This is a genomic window from Massilia sp. SYSU DXS3249 (assembly GCF_053668055.1).
Genome location: NZ_JBSIPX010000016.1, coordinates 35,156 through 55,452, shown reverse-complemented (window position 1 = coordinate 55,452; position 20,297 = coordinate 35,156). Strand labels below are relative to the sequence as shown.

20 protein-coding genes are annotated in these 20,297 nt (G+C 64.8%); 4 read left to right on the top strand and 16 right to left on the bottom strand.

Features of this window, described 5'->3' with window-relative positions; all coding sequences use genetic code 11:
* Positions 1-71: 71 nt before the first annotated feature.
* The 7 genes from ACWCIA_RS17750 to ACWCIA_RS17720 form a co-directional block, all read right to left on the bottom strand.
* Complete coding sequence (locus ACWCIA_RS17750) at positions 72-815, bottom strand: hypothetical protein (RefSeq protein WP_454165367.1); 744 nt, start codon at positions 813-815, stop codon at positions 72-74.
* A 201-nt stretch (positions 816-1,016) separates the two neighbouring features.
* Positions 1,017-1,415 carry a VanZ family protein gene (locus ACWCIA_RS17745; protein WP_454165365.1) on the bottom strand — a complete coding sequence of 133 codons (399 nt, stop codon included), beginning with the start codon at positions 1,413-1,415 and terminating at the stop codon, positions 1,017-1,019.
* 79 nt (positions 1,416-1,494) lie between these two features.
* Positions 1,495-1,800 (bottom strand): hypothetical protein, encoded by a 306-nt coding sequence (locus ACWCIA_RS17740; RefSeq protein WP_454165363.1) that lies wholly within the window; start codon positions 1,798-1,800, stop codon positions 1,495-1,497.
* Positions 1,801-2,477: 677 nt separating this feature from the next.
* Positions 2,478-3,242: an SDR family NAD(P)-dependent oxidoreductase gene (locus ACWCIA_RS17735; RefSeq protein ID WP_454165362.1), complete on the bottom strand. Its 765-nt coding sequence runs from the start codon at positions 3,240-3,242 to the stop codon at positions 2,478-2,480.
* Between the two features lie 163 nt (positions 3,243-3,405).
* Positions 3,406-3,924, bottom strand: coding sequence for a TPM domain-containing protein (locus tag ACWCIA_RS17730; protein ID WP_454165360.1), 519 nt, complete (start codon positions 3,922-3,924; stop codon positions 3,406-3,408).
* On the bottom strand, positions 3,924-4,745 hold the full coding sequence (locus ACWCIA_RS17725; protein ID WP_454165358.1) for a TPM domain-containing protein: 822 nt from the start codon (positions 4,743-4,745) through the stop codon (positions 3,924-3,926). The genes ACWCIA_RS17730 and ACWCIA_RS17725 overlap by 1 nt, the downstream gene beginning before the upstream one ends.
* A 26-nt stretch (positions 4,746-4,771) precedes the next feature.
* Positions 4,772-5,335 (bottom strand): LemA family protein, encoded by a 564-nt coding sequence (locus ACWCIA_RS17720; protein WP_454165483.1) that lies wholly within the window; start codon positions 5,333-5,335, stop codon positions 4,772-4,774.
* A 210-nt stretch (positions 5,336-5,545) separates the two neighbouring features.
* Here ACWCIA_RS17720 and pyrF point away from each other — a divergent pair, with 210 nt between their 5' ends.
* Positions 5,546-6,382 (top strand): orotidine-5'-phosphate decarboxylase, encoded by an 837-nt coding sequence (gene pyrF / locus ACWCIA_RS17715; protein ID WP_454165356.1) that lies wholly within the window; start codon positions 5,546-5,548, stop codon positions 6,380-6,382.
* A 143-nt stretch (positions 6,383-6,525) separates the two neighbouring features.
* On the opposite strand, the gene sbcB is transcribed toward pyrF, so the two are convergent.
* Together sbcB and ACWCIA_RS17705 are read right to left on the bottom strand one after the other, a co-directional pair.
* Positions 6,526-7,974 carry an exodeoxyribonuclease I gene (gene sbcB / locus ACWCIA_RS17710; protein WP_454165354.1) on the bottom strand — a complete coding sequence of 483 codons (1,449 nt, stop codon included), beginning with the start codon at positions 7,972-7,974 and terminating at the stop codon, positions 6,526-6,528.
* 97 nt (positions 7,975-8,071) lie between these two features.
* Positions 8,072-9,037 carry a GGDEF domain-containing protein gene (locus ACWCIA_RS17705; protein WP_454165352.1) on the bottom strand — a complete coding sequence of 322 codons (966 nt, stop codon included), beginning with the start codon at positions 9,035-9,037 and terminating at the stop codon, positions 8,072-8,074.
* A gap of 122 nt (positions 9,038-9,159) precedes the next feature.
* Here ACWCIA_RS17705 and ACWCIA_RS17700 point away from each other — a divergent pair, with 122 nt between their 5' ends.
* Positions 9,160-9,975 (top strand): helical backbone metal receptor, encoded by an 816-nt coding sequence (locus tag ACWCIA_RS17700; protein ID WP_454165350.1) that lies wholly within the window; start codon positions 9,160-9,162, stop codon positions 9,973-9,975.
* Between the two features lie 37 nt (positions 9,976-10,012).
* Here the strand turns inward: ACWCIA_RS17700 and ACWCIA_RS17695 are convergent, their stop codons facing one another.
* From ACWCIA_RS17695 to ACWCIA_RS17685, 3 genes are all read right to left on the bottom strand, one after another.
* On the bottom strand, positions 10,013-10,396 hold the full coding sequence (locus ACWCIA_RS17695; protein ID WP_454165348.1) for an HPF/RaiA family ribosome-associated protein: 384 nt from the start codon (positions 10,394-10,396) through the stop codon (positions 10,013-10,015).
* 75 nt (positions 10,397-10,471) lie between these two features.
* Complete coding sequence (locus tag ACWCIA_RS17690) at positions 10,472-11,710, bottom strand: MFS transporter (RefSeq protein WP_454165346.1); 1,239 nt, start codon at positions 11,708-11,710, stop codon at positions 10,472-10,474.
* Between the two features lie 184 nt (positions 11,711-11,894).
* Positions 11,895-12,926, bottom strand: a complete 1,032-nt coding sequence (locus ACWCIA_RS17685) for a CDP-6-deoxy-delta-3,4-glucoseen reductase (RefSeq protein WP_454165344.1) — start codon at positions 12,924-12,926, stop codon at positions 11,895-11,897.
* 12 nt (positions 12,927-12,938) lie between these two features.
* Between ACWCIA_RS17685 and ACWCIA_RS17680 the strand changes: the two genes are divergently transcribed.
* Complete coding sequence (locus ACWCIA_RS17680; RefSeq protein WP_454165342.1) at positions 12,939-13,844, top strand: NAD(P)H-binding protein; 906 nt, start codon at positions 12,939-12,941, stop codon at positions 13,842-13,844.
* 33 nt (positions 13,845-13,877) lie between these two features.
* Positions 13,878-14,081, top strand: coding sequence for a hypothetical protein (locus ACWCIA_RS17675; RefSeq protein WP_454165340.1), 204 nt, complete (start codon positions 13,878-13,880; stop codon positions 14,079-14,081).
* 175 nt (positions 14,082-14,256) lie between these two features.
* Here the strand turns inward: ACWCIA_RS17675 and ACWCIA_RS17670 are convergent, their stop codons facing one another.
* The 4 genes from ACWCIA_RS17670 to ACWCIA_RS17655 all read right to left on the bottom strand — a co-directional run bounded on the left by ACWCIA_RS17670 (position 14,257) and on the right by ACWCIA_RS17655 (position 20,063).
* A complete protein-coding gene (locus tag ACWCIA_RS17670; protein ID WP_454165338.1) occupies positions 14,257-15,024 on the bottom strand; it encodes a glycine-rich domain-containing protein in 768 nt (255 codons plus the stop codon).
* A gap of 430 nt (positions 15,025-15,454) precedes the next feature.
* Positions 15,455-16,186, bottom strand: coding sequence for a glycine-rich domain-containing protein (locus ACWCIA_RS17665; protein ID WP_454165336.1), 732 nt, complete (start codon positions 16,184-16,186; stop codon positions 15,455-15,457).
* A gap of 141 nt (positions 16,187-16,327) precedes the next feature.
* Positions 16,328-18,163 carry a CHASE domain-containing protein gene (locus ACWCIA_RS17660; RefSeq protein ID WP_454165334.1) on the bottom strand — a complete coding sequence of 612 codons (1,836 nt, stop codon included), beginning with the start codon at positions 18,161-18,163 and terminating at the stop codon, positions 16,328-16,330.
* Positions 18,164-18,311: 148 nt separating this feature from the next.
* A complete protein-coding gene (locus tag ACWCIA_RS17655) occupies positions 18,312-20,063 on the bottom strand; it encodes a glutamine--tRNA ligase/YqeY domain fusion protein (RefSeq protein WP_454165332.1) in 1,752 nt (583 codons plus the stop codon).
* Between the last annotated feature and the right edge of the window lie 234 nt (positions 20,064-20,297).

The window sequence follows — 20,297 nt, the reverse complement described above, 5'->3', positions numbered from 1 at the left end:
GATCCCCTGTCGGTTTTTCCAGACGCTTGACGTTCGCGGCCGGCGTGGCGGCCCGGATCCCGGTTGCCGTCTCAGCGGCGAACCGCTCCGCCGCTCAGGTTGACGCGGTCGCCGCTGCGGAAGTCGGGCGTGGTCTCCTGGGTGACGATCTGGGTGCTGCCGTCGTCCATGCGCAGCGTGACGCGGTAGACGCGGTCGGAAGTCATCGAGCTGCCGGTGGTGCCGGTCGAGCTGCTGCCGGTCGCGCCCCCGGAGAGCGTGTCGCCGCCGCTGACGCCGCTGCTGGGGCGGGCCACCGCTTCGACCGCTACCACGGTGCTGTTCGGGCTGGAGCTGGCGGCGGTGGCGCTGCCCGCGGACGAGCTGCCGGCCTGCCCGCTGGCGGTATCGGCCGTGCTGCCCGTGGAGCTGCCTTCGCCCATGCTGCTCGACGTGCCGGAAGAACCCGAGTTGCCGGACGTGCCCGAGGTGCCGGAGGAATCCGACGTGCCCGAGGTGCCCGAAGTGCCGGAGGTGCCCGAAGTGCCGCTGGTGCCGGACTGGTCAGTGCCGCTGGTGCCGCTGGTCCCCGAGGTGCCCGACGTTCCCGACCCGGTCGAGCTGCCGCCGCCCCATCCGCCGGAGCCGGAGGTGCTGGTACCGGCGCCGGTGCCCGACATGCCGCCGCTACCGCTGCCAGTATCGCCGCTTGCCGAGCTGCCGCTGGTGCCTGCGCCGCTATCGCTGCTGCCGCCGCGCATGGCGGTGCAGCCCGACAGGCCGAGCGCCATGGCCAGCAAGCCCGCCAGGATTGCGCTCTGGTGTGGTTGTTTCATGATCGACTCCTTGATTGGATTTTGTCAGTGGGTATGCGTGACGATGTCGTCTGCCACTCAGGTAAGAGGCGCGAACAGGCGCGACGTTCCAGCTGACTCGGGTGTGACATGAGCCAGATCAAGGGAGGAAGGATTGGAAGTAACCCGGCAGTATCGGGCCCGGCTGCGCGGACCCGGCTGCAGCAACTGCATTGCGCGGATTCAGTTCCGCTGCAGCGCCGCCTTCGGCAACACCAGCCACAGGATCGCGCAGGTGACGACGGCGGCGCTGACATCCACCAGCCAGTCGTGCACGTCGGCGCCGCGGTAGGGGAACAGGCTCTGCACCGATTCGTCGATGGCGCCCATCACGGCGACCGCCAGCACGGCGGCCAGGCTGCGGCTCGCCGCGCTGCCGCGGCTGGCGGTGAACCAGAGCAGGGCCAGGGTCGCATAGGCGAGCGAATGCAGCACCACGCCCGGTGCGTAATGGCCGACGCCGGCGCGCGCGCCCGGGATCGACCCGGTGACGACAATCGACAGGAACATCGCGATCGCGGCGGCATAACGCAGCTTGTTCAGGCGCGGGTCGAGCAGGACGAGGTGGAGCAGTGCAGGCATGGTTGACGAACTGGCAAAAACGGCAACCATACCATGCCGGGTGACCGACCGTGCGCACGGTCGGGCTTGCAACGGAACCTCAGATCGTCAGCGCCGGGGCGCCGTCGGGGTAGCGTGCATCGAAACAGCTCGCGCACTCCGCGCAAAACAGGTGCGCCATGCGCACGGAGGTCTGGCGCAGCACCAGCTTCAGGTGCGTGTTCCGGCACTTCGGGCAGACTTCGCGCACGCTGCCGAAGGTCAGGAGGGTCAGGGGCACGTCTTCGCCGTCGATATGGTCGACGACCACCAGCGGATTAAGTTCGCAGAGGACCAGCCCATCGATACCGTCATGCTGGCGGCGGGTGGGTGGTGGAGTGTGTTTTTCAGAAACTTGAAAATTCATCGGTCCGGCTCCCTGTTATGGTTGGCATGGCTGCGTCCGCTGGCGGTCTTTCTCGGTCCTTCCTGTCTGATTGTTGCAGCCTGGCTGGCGGCTACCGCTTGCGGCGCACGAACTTCATCATAGTCAAAACCGGTCAGCCTGCAAGGGCGGCAGATGCATTTATGCCAAGCACATAGGGACACAGGAAAAAAAATGCCCACCAGGAGAGCGGTGGGCACAACCCAAGACCGGGCCAAGAGACGCTGTTCGGTGGGTGTGCAACGCGAGGCGCCGCACACCTGTCTGCCATCACGCATATCGGTTGCGTGTACCGCAGATGAATCCAGTATAGGCAGCGATTGTTACTCAGGTATGACGTAGCGCAAATCTACACAGCCTTTAGCGAACGATTCCCATTTGGCATGGTCTAGCAGTTGGGAAGAAGCCAGCCGTGCACGCGCAAAAAAAAAGCCCGCTTCAGGAGCGGGCTTAAAACTATTTTCTTGGAGGAGAATAGTGGAGACAGGTGCCATTATGTTGCGCTGCCATATATTTGTCTAATTGTTAAATCAGATACCAGACATGCATTTCGTGAATACCTGCTGAGCTCGGTTTGTGTGCCGGGAGCAGACACTTGATCGAGGCAGTCCGGCGATTCGGCGCAAGGAGGCAAGCCGTCCACGAGGACATCGGGCGCCTTATTCCCGCACTGGAACCGTATAGTTGAGCGGCATACGGCCGCCGTCGGCGTACAGGGTCTGGCCGGTGATGTAGGAGGCGTCGTCGCTGGCGAGGAATGCGGCAATCGCCGCCACTTCTTCCGGTTCGCCGCAGCGGCCGAGCGGGGTGCGCGACAGGATGGTGTGGCGTGCTTCCGGGCTCGACAGCACAGCCTGTTTCGCCAGTTCCGTCAGGATCGTTCCCGGGCCGATGGCGTTGACGCGGATACCTTGCTGGGCCAGGCTGATCGCCGCTACCCGGGTCAGCTGGTTGACGCCGCCCTTCGACACCACATACGGCACCTGGTTCGGGATGACCAGTTCGGCGTTCACGCTCGACATGTTGATGATGCAGCCGCTTTGCCGCTTGACCATGTCGCGCGCGGCGGCCTGGCTGCACAGGAACATCGATTTCAGGTTAATGCGCAGCACGCGGTCAAAGTCTTCCTCGGTCAGGTCGAGGAAGTCGGCGGCGTGCGTCACGCCGGCATTGTTGATCAGGATATCGACGCGGCCGAAGGCTTCGAAGGTGGCGGCGAAGAGGGCGTCGACGTCGGACTTCTGGCTGACGTCGGCACAGAAGAAGCGGGCGGCGTCGCCCAGCGCTTCGGCGGCGGCGGCGCCTTCCGGGCGCACGTCGGCCAGCATCACGCGGGCGCCTTCGCGCACCAGGCGCTGGGCGCAGGCCAGGCCGATGCCCTGGCTGGCGCCCGTGACGAGAGCAATCTTGTTGGCGAGTTTCATGGCGGGGCTTTCAAGAGTTCACAAAACCCGCATTGTAGCGGCGAGCGCCTGACGCGCCTCCATGGCGGCGTTGCGTCGTCTCGCCGTACTGGCGTACTGTCTTCGACGACGCGCCTTGCCCTGAAGGCGCGTCAGGCGCTCGTGGCCATCGAATGAATGGTCCTTACAGCATGATCGGCCGATCCGGCAGCTCGTTCGGACGCGATCCGTTGGCTGGGAAATGTTCCCGCAGCAGGGAATTCACCTGCTCGATCGCCGCCAGCGAAGCGTCGTGGTACTTGCCCTGCCTGAAGCCCTCGGTCATGGTGCGGCAGACCGCCTGCCAGGTCGCGCTGTCGATCTTGCGGTCGATGCCGCGGTCGGCCACGATGTCGACCTTGTGCTCGGCCAGGTTGACGTAGATGAGCACGCCGCAATTGTCCTCGGTATCCCAGACGCCATAGTCGGCGAACAGGGCGAGGGCGCGCTGGCGGTTGGTGATGCCGTCCCAGGCCTCGTCGGTGGGCAGGGCGGCTTCGACGATGAAGCGCACTTCGCCGCGATGGGTCTGCTCGCCGGCGGTGATGGCCTGCGCGGCCGCGGCCAGCGTCGCTTCCGGGAAGGCGCGCTCCGCGTCGCCCTTGCTGCTGCGCCAGTGGCGGATCACGCGGCCCAGGCGTTGTCCAAACGATGCGTGTTCCATTACCAGTCTCCCGAGGCGCCGCCGCCGTCAAAGGTGCCGCCGCCGCCGCCGAAGCCGCCGCCGCCACCGAACCCACCGCCCGAAAAACCGCCGAAGCCGCCGCCGCCGCCGCGTCCCATATTCGAGAGGACGCTACCGAGGATGAAACCCGATGCGCCGCTGCCCCAGCCGCCGCGCGACAGGCGCGGGCGGCGTGGCTTGAAAATCGAGCGCAACAGCATGAAACCAAATATCAATGCCAAGATACCAAACATACCGATCCCGCCTCCCTGTTCTTCCTGTCCCGTAGGCCTTACCTGTTGCTGCGCCACCTCGGGAAATCGTTCCCGGTTCAGCAGCGTGGAAATGGCTCCCACACCTGCGACCAGGCCCTCGTAGTAGTGGTTTTGGCGAAAATGCGGCGCGATCACGTCTTGCAGGATGCGTTTCGATTGCGCATCCGTCAGCACGCCCTGCACGCCGCGGCCGGCCTCGATGCGCAGGCGCCGCAGCGAACTCGGGTTGTCGCGCGCCACCAGCAGCAGCACGCCGTCGTCGACGCCCTTGCGGCCGAGCTTCCACGCCTCGACCACGCGGATGCCGTACTGCTCGATCGCTTCCGGCTCGGTCGACTTGACGAGCAGCACCGCGATCTGGTTGCCGGACTTCGCTTCGTGTTCGGCCAGCACCGCTTCCAGGCGCTGGCGCTGGGTGGCGTCGAGCATGCCGGCCTGGTCGGTGACGCGGGCGGTCAAGGGCGGTACCGCCTTCAGCTGGGCCTGGGCCGGACCGGCCAGCAGGCTTACCAGCAGCAATGCCCATAGGGTACGCAGCAAAGTCATCGCAGATCGGTCCACTGGGTACCCGCTTACTTGCCGAAGTTGACCGTCGGGGCGGTCGAGATCGCTTTTTCGTTCTCGACCGTGAACGAGGGCCGCGCTTCGTAGCCGAACATCATCGCGGTCAGGTTGGTCGGGAACTTGCGCACGGTGACGTTGTAGTCCTGGACCGAGGCGATGTAGCGCTGGCGCGCCACGGTGATGCGGTTCTCGGTGCCCTCGAGCTGCGACTGCAGGTCGCGGAAGCTGGTGTCGGCCTTCAACTGCGGATAGGCCTCGGACACGGCCATCAGGCGCGACAGCGCGCTCGACAGCTCGCCCTGTACCTGCTGGAACTTCTGGAAGGCTTCCGGATTGTTCAGCACTTCCGGCGTGATCTGGAAGCTCGTCGCGGCGGCGCGCGCACGGGTGACGGCCTCCAGGGTCTCGCGTTCGTGCGAGGCATAGCCCTTGACGGTATTGACCAGGTTCGGGATCAGGTCGGCGCGGCGCTGGTACTGGTTGACCACTTCGCCCCAGGCTGCCTTGGTGGCTTCGTCCTTCACCTGGAATTCGTTATAGCCGCAGCCCGAAAGCAGCGAGCCTGCCAGCATTGCCGCCGCCAGCAGGCGGGCCCAGCGCGAGAAGAGGGAAGACGTCATGATGTCCTTGTCCATTGCGAGTTGTCGAATAGTCAAAAATATACATCAGCTTGTCGATACCAGTCGCACGGTCGTGGCCGCCAAAGGGGGCGACAGGAGAAGGGAAGACCGGCGACGGGTACAATATAGGGTTTGCAATGACACTGTTACAAGGGGCGCGACGTGAATTTCATGACTAAACTCTCCGCGGCCTGGGCCCGCAACGATTCGCTGCTGTGCGTCGGGCTCGACCCGGACCTGGCTCGGGTGTTGGAACGTCTGCCGGCCCACCTCCGTCAGGAACCGGACGCCATTTTCCAGTTCTGCAAGGCCATCATCGACGCCACCGCGGATCTCGCCTGCGCCTTCAAGCCGCAGATCGCCTATTTCGCCGCGCTCGGCGCCGAAAGCCAGCTCGAGGACATCTGCCGCTACCTGCGCGAGACCTACCCGCACATTCCCCTGATCCTCGACGCCAAGCGCGGCGACATCGGCGCCACCGCCCACCAGTACGCACGCGAAGCCTTCGACCGCTACGGCGCGGACGCGGTCACGGTCAGCCCCTACATGGGTTCCGATTCGGTCGAGCCGTATTTCGACTGGCCCGACCGCGGTGTGATCGTGCTGTGCCGTACCTCGAACGCAGGCGGCTCCGACCTGCAGTTCCTCGACGTGGGCGGACAGCCGCTGTACCAGCACGTGGCGCGCCTGGTGGCCGAGAAATGGAACCGCAACGGCCAGTGCGCGCTGGTGGTGGGCGCGACCTTCCCGGAGGAACTGGCGCAGGTGCGCGCGATCATCGGCGACATGCCCTTATTGGTGCCGGGCATCGGGGCGCAGGGGGGCGACGTGGCGGCGACCGTGCGCGCCGGGCGTACGGCGAACGGGACCGGGATGATGATCAATTCGTCGCGGGCGATCCTGTATGCGGCGGCGCGGGAGGGAGAGGATTTCGCGGCGGCGGCGAGAAGGGCGGCGCGGGAGACGCGGGATGAGATTAACCGGTATCGGGCGAGCTAGTACGGCGTTGTTGGCCCCGTAGGCAGGAGTTCGTGGGGCTGATGCCTGTGCTGTTAGTGGTGAGCATGATCCGCGTGGGCACTTGTGCCCACGCGGATTCAAAGGACCGATACCGCAACAGGCAACAGCCCCGCTAACAACGCTTAATACCGTTCCGGCGCAATCCCTTCCACGTAATCGTACAAAGCCCCGAGAATCTCCTCGGCCCGCTCGTCCGCCGTCTCCGACAGCGCATCGATCTCGCCAAATAACTGGTCCACCGTACGCGCACCGCCGGCGCCGTCGAACAGCCGCGCCGCCCGATGCTCTTCCCACGCCGCCATTTCTTCGCCGCTGAGCGTCTGCGGGAAGTTGCGGGCGCGGTAGCGGAACAGCAGTTCGGTCAGGCGCGCGTCCTCGAAGGAGGGGTGGGCGCTCGCCAACTGGGCCGGCGTTTGCATGCGCAGCGATTCCAGTTTGCGGCGGTCGTTGTTGCTGACAAAACCGCCATACAGGTCTTCATCGACGTCGGTCTCGTTGGTGCTCGCCGGTTTCTGGAACACCTGGGCCCAGACCGCCGCCATGTTCGGCCCGCGCGCGGCGAGCTCGGCATGCACGCGTCCCTGGTCGAGGTCGATGCCCCAGCGCTGGGCCATGGGCGCGCTCAGGGTTTTCAGGTTCCCGACCAGCATCGGCGACTTGTTCAGGTGCACGCTCTTGATCGGCAGCCGGGTCACGCCCTCGGGCAGGTCGGCGCTGCGCGTGAACATGCGCAGCCGGATCGTCTCGACGTCCATCCCGAACAGTTCTGAGGGATCGTGGCGGCAATCCCAGACCAGGATCTCGTTCTTGTTGCTCGGGTGCTGGGCCAGCGGATATACCAGGCCCAGGCAGCCGCTTTCGGCCGGGAACATGCCGGATACGTGCAGGAAAGGCTGGCGCTGGCTTGGGTCCAGGTGCAGGCCCATTTCGCTGGCGACCTTGTCCTTGCGGCGCAGCTCGAGGCAGAAGTCGAACAGGCGCGGCTGCTTGCTGCGGATCAGGCGTGCCAGCGCGATCGTCGCTCGCACGTCCGACAGGGCGTCGTGGGCGCTCTCGTGGGACAGGCCGTTGGCGCTCGTCAGGTCCTCCAGCCGGAAGCTCGGGCGCCCGTCCGGGTGGCGCGGCCATTCGATGCCTTCCGGACGCAGCGCATAGGTCATGCGCACCACGTCGAGCAGGTCCCAGCGGCCGCAATTGTTCTGCCATTCGCGCGCATAGGGGTCGAGCAGGTTGCGCCAGAACAGGAAGCGGGTCACCTCGTCGTCGAAGCGGATCGTGTTGTAGCCGACGCCGATCGTGCCCGGTTCGGCAAAGGCGGCCTCGACCTGGCGCGCGAATTCGTGCTCGGGCACGCCCTGTTCCAGGCACCGCTGGGGCGTGATGCCGGTGATCAGGCAGGACTGCGGGTCGGGCAGGTAATCGTTGGCCGGCTGGCAGAACAGCATGAGCGGCTCGCCGATCTCGTTCAGCTCGGCATCGGTGCGGATGGCGGCGAACTGCGCGGGACGGTCGCGGCGCGGTTGGGCGCCGAAGGTTTCATAGTCGTGCCAGAGAAAGGTGTGGGTGCTCATCGCTTGTTGGATTGGTGACGACGGCTGCGATTGTCGGGGCGCGGCACCGATCCGTCAATCATGCCGCTCGCGGCACGCCGTATCGCTCAATGGCGCCCTAGACGCTGACGCAATTGCGCCCGGCGTTCTTGGCACGGTACAGGGCGGCGTCGGCCGCTTCGATCAGGCTCGTCTCGTCGCCGTCCGGCCCCAGCACCGCGACGCCGAAGCAGGCCGTCAGGTGCGGCATCGGCACGCGCATGTCGGGAAACAGCACCGCTTCGCGCATCTGCTGGCACAGGCGGTCGGCCACCATCCGGGCCAGTTCGGCCGTGGTTTCCGGCAGCACCGCCATCAATTCCTCGCCGCCGTAGCGCACCGCGTAATCCGACGGACGCAAGCCGTCGCGGATGACGTTCGCGGCCGCGCACAGGGCGGCGTCGCCGATCAGGTGGCCGTGGGTGTCGTTGAACTTCTTGAAATTGTCGAGGTCAACCATCAGCAGGGCCAGCGGGCTGCCCTGGGTGCGGGCGCGGGCGACCAGTTTCGGCAGCATGTCGGCCAGCCAGGCGCGGTTGTACAGGCCGGTGAGGGTGTCGTTCAGCGAGAGCTGGCGGTAGAACTCGCCCAGTTTCTGGCGCCGGCGCAGCAGCGCGTTGGCGGCGCGGATCCGGAAGGACATCAGGCGCAGGAGGTTGCGGGCGACTGCGTTCGACTGGTCGATCAGTTCCCAGGCGAGTTCCGACTCGATCACCAGCAGGCGCGTGTCTTCGACGGCGCGCACGGCGTCGAGGTTGGCGGCATCGTCGAGCACCGACTGCTCGCCCACGCTTTCGCCGGGCAGGATGCGCGTGACGCTGCCGTCCGACGCACCGGCATGGCCATCGGTCTCGACTTCGAGCATGCCCGACAGCACGATGTAGAGCCGGGCGCGCACCGGGTCTTCGATCCGCTCGCCGGGCGTCAGCTGGGCCACCTCGCATTCGGCGAGCGCGGCCGACGCAGCAGCGGTATCCGCGCCGCGAAACAGCTCCAGGTTCTCGACCGTGTAGCCCGAATCACGAAACTTGCCGACAATTCTCAAAACAAAATCCTCCGCGTGGTAGGTGGCATGCTGGCTGGGGCAGTGTAATACGAAACAGGCTCCATGCAGCGCCTGGGCTTCAAGGCTGGCGTTCCGCAGCCAGGGATGTTCCAATAGCGCCCATGAATGCTTCCCACCCCCTCGTCGACGCGCTGGGCGTCGCCCACCGTCCCGCGCCGGACGCGCGCATCGTCTCGCTGGTGCCGTCGATCACCGAACTGCTGTGCGACCTGGGCCTGGCGCCCCAGCTCGTCGGGCGCACGGGTTTCTGCATCCACCCGGCCGAGGTCGTTGCGACGATCCCGAAAATCGGCGGCACGAAAGACGTCAACATCGAGAAGATCCGCAAGCTGGCGCCGACCCACCTGGTCGTCAACATCGACGAGAACGAGAAGCCGACTGTCGAGGCGCTGGCCGAGTTCGTGCCGAACATCGTCGTCACGCATCCGGTGGCGCCGCGCGACAACCTGGCGCTGGCGCGGCTGGTCGGCGGCATCTTCGGGGTCGAGGCGGCGGCCGAAGCCTGGTGCGCCGCCTTCGAGGCCGAGCATGCGCAGTTGGCTGCGATGCCGCCGGGACCGCCACGCACGGTGCTCTACTGCATCTGGCAAGACCCCTGGATGAGCGTGTCCGCCGACACCTATATTGCACGCATGCTGGCCGAACTCGGCTGGCAGGTGCCGCAGCTGCCGGACAGTGCGCGCTATCCCCGTTTCGCCTGGTCGGACGCGCTGGTGAATGAACTGGACGCGGTGCTGCTGTCGACCGAACCCTACCGCTTTACGGACGCGCATGCCGACGCACTGGAAAAGCAGATCGGCATCCCGGTGTACCTGGTCGATGGGGAAATGATGTCGTGGTATGGCAGCCGCGCGCTGGCGGGCCTGCGTTACCTGCGCAGTTTGCGTGACACAGTCGAAGGAAGGGCCGCCGGGTAAGCCGGGCGGCCCTCGCTTTCCTGCCTTCCCGCAGCGATTACGAGTTGCTGGTCAGGTTCTTGTCCTGCTCGGGAACGAGCTCGTCGCCCAGCGGCATCGGTTCACGGCGGCCTTTGTCGTTCAGGCGGCCAATGGCGCTGTCGAGCGCGCGTTTAAGCTTGCCGCCAGCCTGGTTGATGGCCTGGTGCAGGTTCACCCCATGCTCGGTGACGACGACCGGCGCGTAGCCGGTGACGTGCGCTTCCATCATGCAGCGGTTGCCGCCGTCGATCTGCTTCTGGCTGTTTTCGTTACTCAGGTGTACGTCCACGCGGTGGACCTGGTCGAAGCGGCCGACGTTGTCTTTCACGACGGTTTCGACGTGATCGTCCAGACCCTGGTGTTTTTCGATGGTGCGGTCGGTATTAACATTGATTTGCATAAATGGCTCCATTAGTCAGCGATCTGGTGCCGATCTTACACTTTTTGCCATGTTTGCCGCGTACCGTACGCTTGGCTAGGTGCTCTTGTGGTGTGGAAAACGGTCCATCTTCGAGAGGACCGGGAACAGCACCGCCCACAGCCCCGTCACCGCCAGCGTAGCCGCCCCACCCAGCAGAATGGCCCGCACCAGTCCGAACCAGCCGGCAGTCACCCCCGACTCGAATTCCCCAAGTTCGTTGGACGCGCCGATGAAAACCGCGTTGACGGCGCTGACGCGGCCGCGGATGTCGTCCGGCGTTTCGTACTGCACCAGCAGGTGGCGCACGTAGACGCTGACCATGTCGCCCGCGCCGAGCAGGAACAGGGCGACCAGGGCAACCGTGAAATTACTCGTCCAGCCGAGCACCAGCGTGGCCAGGCCGAACACGGCGACGCCGCCGAACATCCAGGCCCCGACGCGGCGCCGCAGCGGGAAGAAGGCCAGCACGATCGAACAGATGGCCGCGCCCGCGCCCGGCGCCGTGCGCAGCCAGCCGAGCGCCGTCGGCCCGGCATGCAGCACGTCGTGCGCGTACGCCGGCAGCAGGGCGGTGGCGCCGCCGAACAGCACCGCGAACAGGTCGAGCGAAATGGCGCCCAGCACGATCGGGCGCGAGCGCACGAAACGCAGGCCCTCGAGCAGGGTGTGCCAGCTGGCCGGCCCGCTGCTTTTCACCTGCGGCGCGCTGCGGGTCGAGGCCATCAGGAAGGTCGCCAGCGCCAGCAGCGCGGCCGAGATCATGTAGACCGTGGTCGGCCCGAAGGCGTACAGCAGGCCGCCGAGCACCGGGCCGGCGATCACGGCGACGTGGAAGGTGGAGGAAGCCAGCGCCACCGCCTGGCCGAAATCCTTGTCCGGCACCAGGTTGCGCAGCACCGCCTGCGAGGCCGGCATCATGAAGGCGCGCGCGCTGCCGAACAGCATCAGCACGGCGAACACCGGCCAGACGACGCGGCTGCCGCTGGCAGTAAAGGCCAGCAGCAGGCCGCTCACCAGCAACTGGGTCAGCATGCACAGCACGATGATCTTGCGCCGGTCGTAGCGGTCGGCGACATGGCCGGCCCACAGGATCAGCACCAGGAAGGGCGCGAACTGCGCCAGGCCGATCAGGCCGAGGTCGAACAGGCTGCCGGTGATCTGGTAGACCTGCCAGCCGACGGCCACGCTCTGCATCTGGACGGCGAGGGTGCCGAGGAAGCGGGCCGACAGGTAAAAGGAGAGGTTGGGGTTGCGCAGGACGGCGAGGCCGCCCGAGGGGGAGAGCAGGGACATGAAGGAGGTGCGTTACTGGCAGGGTGCCAATTGTGCCTCATCCGTTGAATCGTTGCTCATACCCGTAGGGTGGACGGCTTTGCCGTCCACGCGTTCAATGCACGCGTGCGTACCGAAGAATCGTTTTCGCGATTGTGCAATCGTTTGTTGAACGCGTGGACGGGGAACCCGTCCACCCTACGGATTACTCGTCCGCCGCCAGGTCCGCCTCGGTCGTGAACGCATCCGCAAAAAACTCGTCCGCCGGCAGCCCGCACTGCGCCACGTACTGGCTGCGCGCCGCGTCGACCATCACCGGCGCGCCGCAGGCGTAGACCTGCCAGCCGGAGAGGTCCGGGATATCCTGCATGACGGCCGCGTGCACGTAGCCGGTGCGGCCGGTCCACGCATCCTCGGGCAGGGCATCGGAGATCACCGGCACGTACTGGAAGTCGGGCAGGGTGGCGGCCCAGGCTTCGCACAGCTCGTGCATGTACAGGTCCTGCGGGCGGCGTCCGCCCCAGTACAGGCGTACCGGGCGCGTGGATTTCAGGTGCATCAGGTGTTCGACCAGCGCCTTCACGGGCGCGAAGCCGGTGCCCGAGGCCAGCAGCACGATGGGTTTCTCGGAGTCCTCGCGCAGGAAGAAGGTGCCCAGGGGGCCTTCGAAGCGCAGGATGTCGCGCTCCTTCATCGCGCCGAACACGTGGTCGGTGAACAGGCCGCCCGGCAGGTGGCGGATGTGCAGCTCGAGCGGGCGTTCGAGCGAGGGCGCGCTGGCGATGCTGTAGGCGCGGCGCTTGCCGTCCTTGAGCAGGAATTCGACGTACTGGCCGGCGCGGTAGGCAAGCGCCTCGTTGGCCGGCAGCTGCAGCGTGACGATGGCGACGTCCGGCGCGGCGCGGGTGACCGATTGCACCCGAGTCGGCATCTTGCGGATCGGGTACTCGCTGCTGCCGGCGATCTCGCGCGCCTCGATCACCACGTCCCCGCTCGGCACCGCGCAGCAGAACAGGGACATGCCCTGCAGCTTTTCCTGCTCGGTGAGCGCGCGCGCCTGGTGCGGCTTGTGCGCCACTTCGCCCCCGACGATCTTGCCCTTGCACGAACCGCAGGCGCCGTTCTTGCAGCCGTACGGCAGGCCGACGCCGGCGCGGATCGCGGCCGACAGGACGGTTTCGTCGGCTTCGCAGGCAAATTGGGCGCCGCTTGGCTGGACAGTGATCTGGAACGTCATACAATCCTCAAAATGAACTTCAACAGTAAACTTCGTACTACCCCGAAATTGGGCCGGCCGCGCCTGCTCCTGGTCGGCTGCGGCGACGTCGGCATGCGCCTGCTGCCCTTGCTGGTTGCGCGCTTTCGCGTGTTTGCAGTCACCCGCGACGCGGAGCGCGCCGCGGCGCTGCGGGCGGCGGGGGCGGTGCCGGTCGTCGCCGACCTCGACCAGCCGGCCACGCTGGCGCGCCTGCGCGGCCTGGCGCACTACGTCGTGCACCTGGCGCCGCCGCGGCCCGAGGGCGCGCGCGACGTCCGCACGCGCAATTTGTCCGCCATTCTACCCGAGGGGGCGCATGTCGTTTATGTCAGCACGAGCGGCGTGTACGGCGATTGCGGCGGCGCCTTGATCGACGAAACCCGGCGCCTGGCGCCGAAAAACGCACGCGCCGCACGCCGCGTCGATGCAGAACGCGTCCTGCGCGGCTGGGCGCGGCGCACCCAGGGCCGATTGGCGATCCTGCGCGTGCCCGGGATCTATGCGGCCGACCGCCTGCCGCTGCAGCGCCTGCGCGACGGCACCCCGGCCCTGCGGGCCGAAGACGACGTCTACACCAACCACGTGCAGGCCGACGACCTGGCGCAGGCGATCGCGCTGTCGCTGTTCCGTGCGCTGCCCGGACGGGTTTATCATGCGGCGGACGATACGCGCATGAAGATGGGCGAGTATTTCGATGCGGTGGCCGACGCCTATGGCCTGCCGCGCCCGCCGCGGCTGGCGCGCGCCGCGCTGCGCGAGGTGGTCTCGCCGGTGCTGCTGTCCTTCATGTCGGAGTCGCGCCAGCTGGACAACACCCGCCTGCGGCGCGAACTCGGGGTGCGCCTGCGCTATCCCGATGTCCATCACGCCCTGGCCCGGTGGCCGAAGGCGCAGTGACTGTTACAATCACGACCCCTCACGAAAGCAGCTATGACCTACGAAGAATACCTGGACGAAGTCACCACCCTCATCGTCGAAAAATACGACCTGGACGACGAAGCGGCGATCAAGATCGTCGTCGACGCCCAGGCCAAGGGGTATTTCGTCACCCATGACGAGCAGAAGACCATGCGCACCCTGGACCGCGCCCACGAAGACGCGCGTACGCTGTTCAAGGCGAGCCAGAAGAAGTAAACCGGCGGGGCTACGGCCCGGATTTCCTGTTTTTTGTCGTTGCCGGCAAGCTCGCTGCCTGCCCGGCGTTCGCTTGTTTGCGGCGTAGCGTCCTTTCTTGACCCGCTACGGCACCTTGCAGGTACATGACCCGGGTGACTGAGCATGCCACGCTCAATCACCGGGTCATAACGTATCAGGCTGCTTGCGGGACGCCTGGGCCGATGCAGTAGGTAGTCTGGACGTCGGCTGCCTTGCCCGGGCCGATGCAATAAGCGGTCTGGATGTTGGCTGCCTTGCCGGGGCCGATGCAATAAGCGGTCTGGACGTCGGCTGCCTTGCCCGGGCCGATGCAGTAGGCAGTCTGGACGTTAGCAACCTTGCCTGGGCCGATGCAATACGCGGTGCGGGCGTCAGCTGCCTTGACAATGCCCGGGCCGATGCAATAGGCAGTCTGGACGTCGGCTGCCTTGACGATACCTGGGCCGATGCAATAGGCCGAGTTTGCCGCTTGGCCCATGATGGGGTCGCAGGCTGTTTGCACATCGGCAGCTTCGAGGGTGCCCTCCGGCCTCAGCGGGCGCACATACGATACGCCGAACGTGGACTCATACAACTCGCGCATGCGTTCGCCTGCCTGCTGATGCATCTCCACACCGTTTTCGCCCTCCAGGCCGAGGTAGGGGTAGTGGTGCACGAAATAGCCGAAAGCCTGTTGGCAATCGCGGGCGTACTTCATCGTGTCGAGGATGTGGTAATGCCAGAAGGTGTCGACATCCACCAGCGGCGCCGTTTCCACATGCGGGAAGGCCTTCATGAGGTAGAGGAAGCGGCGGTATTCGGTCTCGATGGCGTTGGCGTGCTCCAGCGACCAGCCTTCACCAGATTCCTTGTGCATCAGTTTCAGTTTGATCGGGTTCAAATCCAGGGCGGCAATGACGGCGAAGTCTTTGTTCGAAATCATGATCTATCCTTTGTTTTGGCTACTGCATCGTTATTTTGATTTGACTACGTGGCGATCGATGAAGTGGTGCTGGCAGATAGGAAATCCTCCTCTGGAGTGGCTGCCATCGTCTGCATTGACGAGAAGCATTAAGGAAGATTTTCTACCCCAAACATCCGGAAATCGTTGATTTCGCGCAAGTTGAGAGCTGTCAACAAATTCCTGCGGTAAACGCGCTACATGAGCTCGAAGAATGGGAGGCGGTACGGCTGAAGCCCAGCGAAGGGGCGGCGCCGATGGGCATGCATGCCACTTTGGCGCTTGATGGCAAGGGGAGGCGGCGACCCGGCGGGCGGCACCGGGTCACCAAAAGGGTAACAAGATGCGGGCCGCTTGAACCAGTGCGCGGCTTGTGGTCGCGGCGCCGTCAGCGTTTGTCGGGAATGCCGCGCTAGGCGGTTTGGGCGTCGCTGGCTTTCACGCCTGGGCCGATACACCATGCCGTCCGAGTGTCGGCGGTTTTCACACCGGGTCCGATACACCATGCGGTTTTAGCGTCGGCGGCCTTCACGCCTGGGCCGAGGCAATATGCAGTGGTGGCGTCCGCAGCTTTCACACCCGGGCCCATACACCATGCGGTCTTGCCATCGGCGGCTTTCACACTTGGTCCGATACACCAGGCGGTCTGGGTGTCGGTGGCTTTCACGCCCCGGCCAGCGTACCAGGTTGTTTGTAGGGCAGCAGCCGGCGCGCGGCCATACGATGCGGAGTTCGTGACTTCTTGCGGCGCACCCGCGGCACGTGCATATGATTCGCCGAAGCTCGATTCGTACAGTTCACGCGTGCGGTCGCCCGAATGCTGCTGCATCTCGATGCCGTTTTCGCCGACCAGTCCGAGGTAGGGATAATGGTGCTTGAAGTAGCCGAAGACTTGCTCGCAATCGCGGGCGTACTTCATCGTGTCGAGGATGTGGTAATGCCAGAAAGTGTCGACATCCACGAGTGGAGCGATATCTTCGTTCGGAAAGACTTTTGCGAGGTAAAGGAAACGGCGGTACTCGGCTTCCACGGCCGTTGCATGCTCCAGCGACCAGCCTTCGCCGGATTCTTTGTGCATCAGCTTGGTCTTGATCGGTTCGAGGTCCAGGGCGGAAACGAGAGCGACTGCGTCATTCGAAATCATGATCGATCCTTTGTCTTGGGGAGTGCATCATTATTGTGGTTTGGCATTACAGTCATCGATGGAACGGTGTTTAGGTTGGGCCCTTTTCCTCCTTGATATGCGCCGGTAAGTGATGTGTACAATTTCCTGTGCCGGTCGCAGCTACGCATCATCGAATACCGCTGTTGGCGGGTTGCCAAGCACCGGGGACACGGCAAGCAGGTTGTCGGCTGCGGGGATCGAGACATGGACGGTGGTCCCGCCATCCGGTCCGCTGGTGATGAGGCACTTTCCGCCAAGGATGCGCACCCGCTCTTCGATACCGACCAGGCCGAAGGAGCCAGGCTTCTGTACGCCAGCCTTGGTCAAACCGATGCCGTTGTCGCTGACGGTCATCGAGATCGAGTCGGGGTCGACAGCAAGCTCGACCCGTACCTTGCTGGCGCGGGCGTGGCGCGACACGTTGGTCAGAGATTCCTGGAGGATGCGGAAGAGCGTGGTCGCGCAGCGGTCGCTCACGTGCAGGTCGTGATTGTGGGAGACCAGCTCGCAGGCGAGGCCGGTGCGCCGCTGGAACTCGGCGATTTGCCAGTCGACCGCGGCCGTCAGGCCCAGGTCGAGCACGTTCGGGCGCAGGTCGTTGATGATCTGGCGCACGCTCTTGATGGTGGCGTCGATTTGCTCGAGCATCCAGCGCGCACGCGTATGCAGCCGTGGGTGGCGCGCGTCGGTGCGAGCGGCCAGCAAATCGACCTCGATGCGCAGCGCCAGCAGGTTCTGGCCGAGGTCGTCGTGAATTTCCCTCGCGATGCGTTTGCGCTCGCTTTCCTTGATGCTTTCCGCATGGGCCGCCAAGCGCCGCAGATTGTCATTGGTTTTCTGAAGCTTTGCTTCGCTTGCCCGCAATTCCCCGGTCATCTCTTCGGCCAGACTAATGGCGCGCCGGCGCGAGGAACTGAGCGTCTGGAACAGCGCAGACAGCAGAGCGGTGCCGACCATACCCGCCAGCATTGCCACCCAGGGCAGGACGCTGTCGATCTCGGAATACATACTGCGCTTTTTCACGCTGAAATCGAGGTCCCAGCCGCGTCCCTTCACACCGACCGGCAGCCGCGCGCGGAACTCGACCCGCTCGTCGGGGACGGCACCCGGGCGGTTGTCGAAAAACACGGTGCGGCGGTAGATATCCGCCCCCCTGCCGGGATTTTTGATCGGTGCCATCCCGGAAATCATGAGCCGCGTCGCGTTCTTCGGCATGTTATCGAGGACGCCCTGAGCGAGGCTGCTGACAGTGAACCCAATTCCGACCGTTCCGAGATAGGCGGCACGACGCTGGCGCACATCCGGCAGGAGCATGGGCGTACGGTACACGGGCAAGCGCATCGTCAGGCCCATCACGACCGATCCGGAATCCACCGGCGCGCCCGAAGCCAACACTTCGCCTGTATCGCGCGAATGCGCCAGGATCACCGCCGCGCCTGGCTTCGTGTGCAAGTCAACGCCGGTCCGCTCGATCCAGATCGCGTTCGGTTCCAGAAAGGTCAGTACCGTGTACTCGGGCCGCCGGCCTGCCGGAAGGATTGTCGCGTTGCGCCCGCGTCCGTCGATGTTCTGCAACATTTTCGCTTCGAACCGGTCGCGTTCGGCGTCGGTAATGTATTGGGCGAAGTTGATCGACTCAACGCCGGGAAAGTGGCGAGGCAGGTCGAGCCCCTCGACATAGCGGCGGAATTCATCGCGCGTGATCTCGTCTCCCGCCAGGAACAGGCTGGCAGTGCCCCGCAGCAAATGGGCATACGTGTTGATGCGCCCATCCAGGGTCGACTGGACGTTGCTGGCCATGTAAGTAAAACGCGCCCGCGCGTCGTCTTCGATCGACTGGCTGGTACTGACGTACAGGCCCACGCCGACACTGAGCGACAGCAGTGCGCCCAACCAGGAACCGAGCTTGATCGATTTGATCTGTGTGATCCAGTCGGCCGTTCTCATCCGATCCATGTGTACATTTGTTTGATGTGGATCAGAATCCTCCAGATAGCGATTGCCCGAAACCTATCGAAGCTGATAGTTGCGTGGCAGGCGTTCGGACATAAAAAAATCCCGCCGCGGCAGGGCCGGGGCGGGATCGCTTGCAGCGTACGGGAAATTACTTGCCCGAGCTATCCTTCAGCGTCGTCACACGATTGAACACCGGCTTGCCCGGCTGCGAATCGACACGGTCGGCCACGAAATAACCGTGGCGCTCGAACTGGAAACGCTGGTCGGCCTGCGCCGCCGCCATGCCCGGTTCCAGGTAGGCGGTGACGGTTTCCAGCGCGTTCGGATTCAGCAGCGACTTGAAGTCCTTGCCGCCGGCGTCCGGCTGCGGGTCGGTGAACAGGCGGTCGTAGAGGCGCACTTCGGTTTCCAGTGCGGTGGCGGCGCTGACCCAGGTGATGTTGCCCTTGACCTTGTAGTTGTCCGCGCCCGGCGTGCCCGACTTCGAATCCTCGAAGTATTTCACGTGCACGGCAGTGACCTTGCCGTTTTCGTCCTTGTCGTAGCCGGTGCACTCGACCACGTAGCCGTACTTCAGGCGCACGCGGCTGCCCGGCTGGTCGCCCACGGGCGGCGTGAAGCGGAAATAGCCCTTGGTTGGCGTTTCCATGAAGTCTTCCTGCTCGATCCACAGCTCGCGCGTGAACGGGAAGGTGCGCACGCCCCATTCCGGGTGGTGCGGGTGGACCGGCGAGGTGCACTCGTGCGCTTCGCCTTCCGGGAAGTTATCCACGATCAGCTTCAGCGGACGCAGGACGGCGATCGCGCGCGGCGCCTTCGGGTCGAGGTCGTCGCGCAGCGCGCCTTCCAGGGTGCTCATGTCGATCCAGCCGTCGGCCTTGGAGACGCCGATGCGCTCGCAGAACAGCTGGATCGACTCCGGCGTGTAGCCGCGGCGGCGCAGGCCGACGATGGTCGGCATGCGCGGGTCGTCCCAGCCCGTGACCACGCCCGTATCGACCAGCTCGCGCAATTTACGCTTCGACGTGACTACGTACGTTAAGTTCAGCCGTGCCATCTCGTACTGGCGCGGCACCGGGCGCGGGAAGAAACCGCCGTCGGCCAGGGTGTTCACCAGCCAGTCGTAGAAGGGGCGGTGGTCCTGGAATTCCAGGGTGCAGATCGAATGGGTGATCGATTCGATCGCGTCCGACAGCGGGTGCGTGAAGTCGTACATCGGGTAGATGCACCAGTCGTCGCCCGTGCGGTGGTGGTGCGCATGGCGGATGCGGTACAGGGCCGGGTCGCGGTTGGTCATGTTCGGGGACGCCATCGCGTCCTCGCTCATCTTCGCGCGCAGGATGTGCTCGCCATCCTTGTACTTGCCGGCCTTCATGTCGCGGAAGAGCTGCAGCGACTCTTCACGCGGGCGGTTGCGGAAGGGCGAGTTCGTGCCCGGCGTACCGAAGTTGCCGCGGTTCTTCGCCATGTCTTCGGCGCTCTGGCTGTCGACATAGGCGTAACCCTGCTCGATCAGGTACTCGGCCATCGCGTAGAGCTTGTCGAAATAGTCGCTGGCGTAGTGCAGGTATTCCTCGCCGCCTTGCTCCCACGAAAAGCCCAGCCACTTGACGCTGTCCATGATCGTGTCGACGTATTCCTGGTCTTCCTTCTCCGGGTTGGTGTCGTCGAAGCGCAGGTGGCAACGGCCGGCGTAGTCGCGCGCCAGGCCGAAGTTCAGGCAGATCGATTTCGCATGGCCCACGTGCAGGTAGCCGTTGGGCTCCGGCGGGAAGCGGGTGATGACCGAAGGCATGCCTTCGCGCGTGTGGGTGCCCGCCGCCAGGTCGTTGTCGATAATGGCGCGCAGGAAATTCGACGACGGCGCATTCGCTGCCGCGTTGTTCTTGTCGTTACTCATGAAAGTGGGAGTTTGGATAGGTAAAGTTCTCGGCATTTTACCGCAGGCAGGTTCCAAGTGGCCTCCCTATGTGGTGGAGCGCACGGTTCGCCCCGTATGCAAAGGCCATACTGAAATAAATATGCGGGCGCCAGCGCGTCTTGCAAGCCGTTAACAAGAAACTTAGAAGCAACTTAGAAAGCAATTCAGCGTTTGCCATCGCGCCGGCGCCGCTGTCAAGTTGACGTTTTCTAT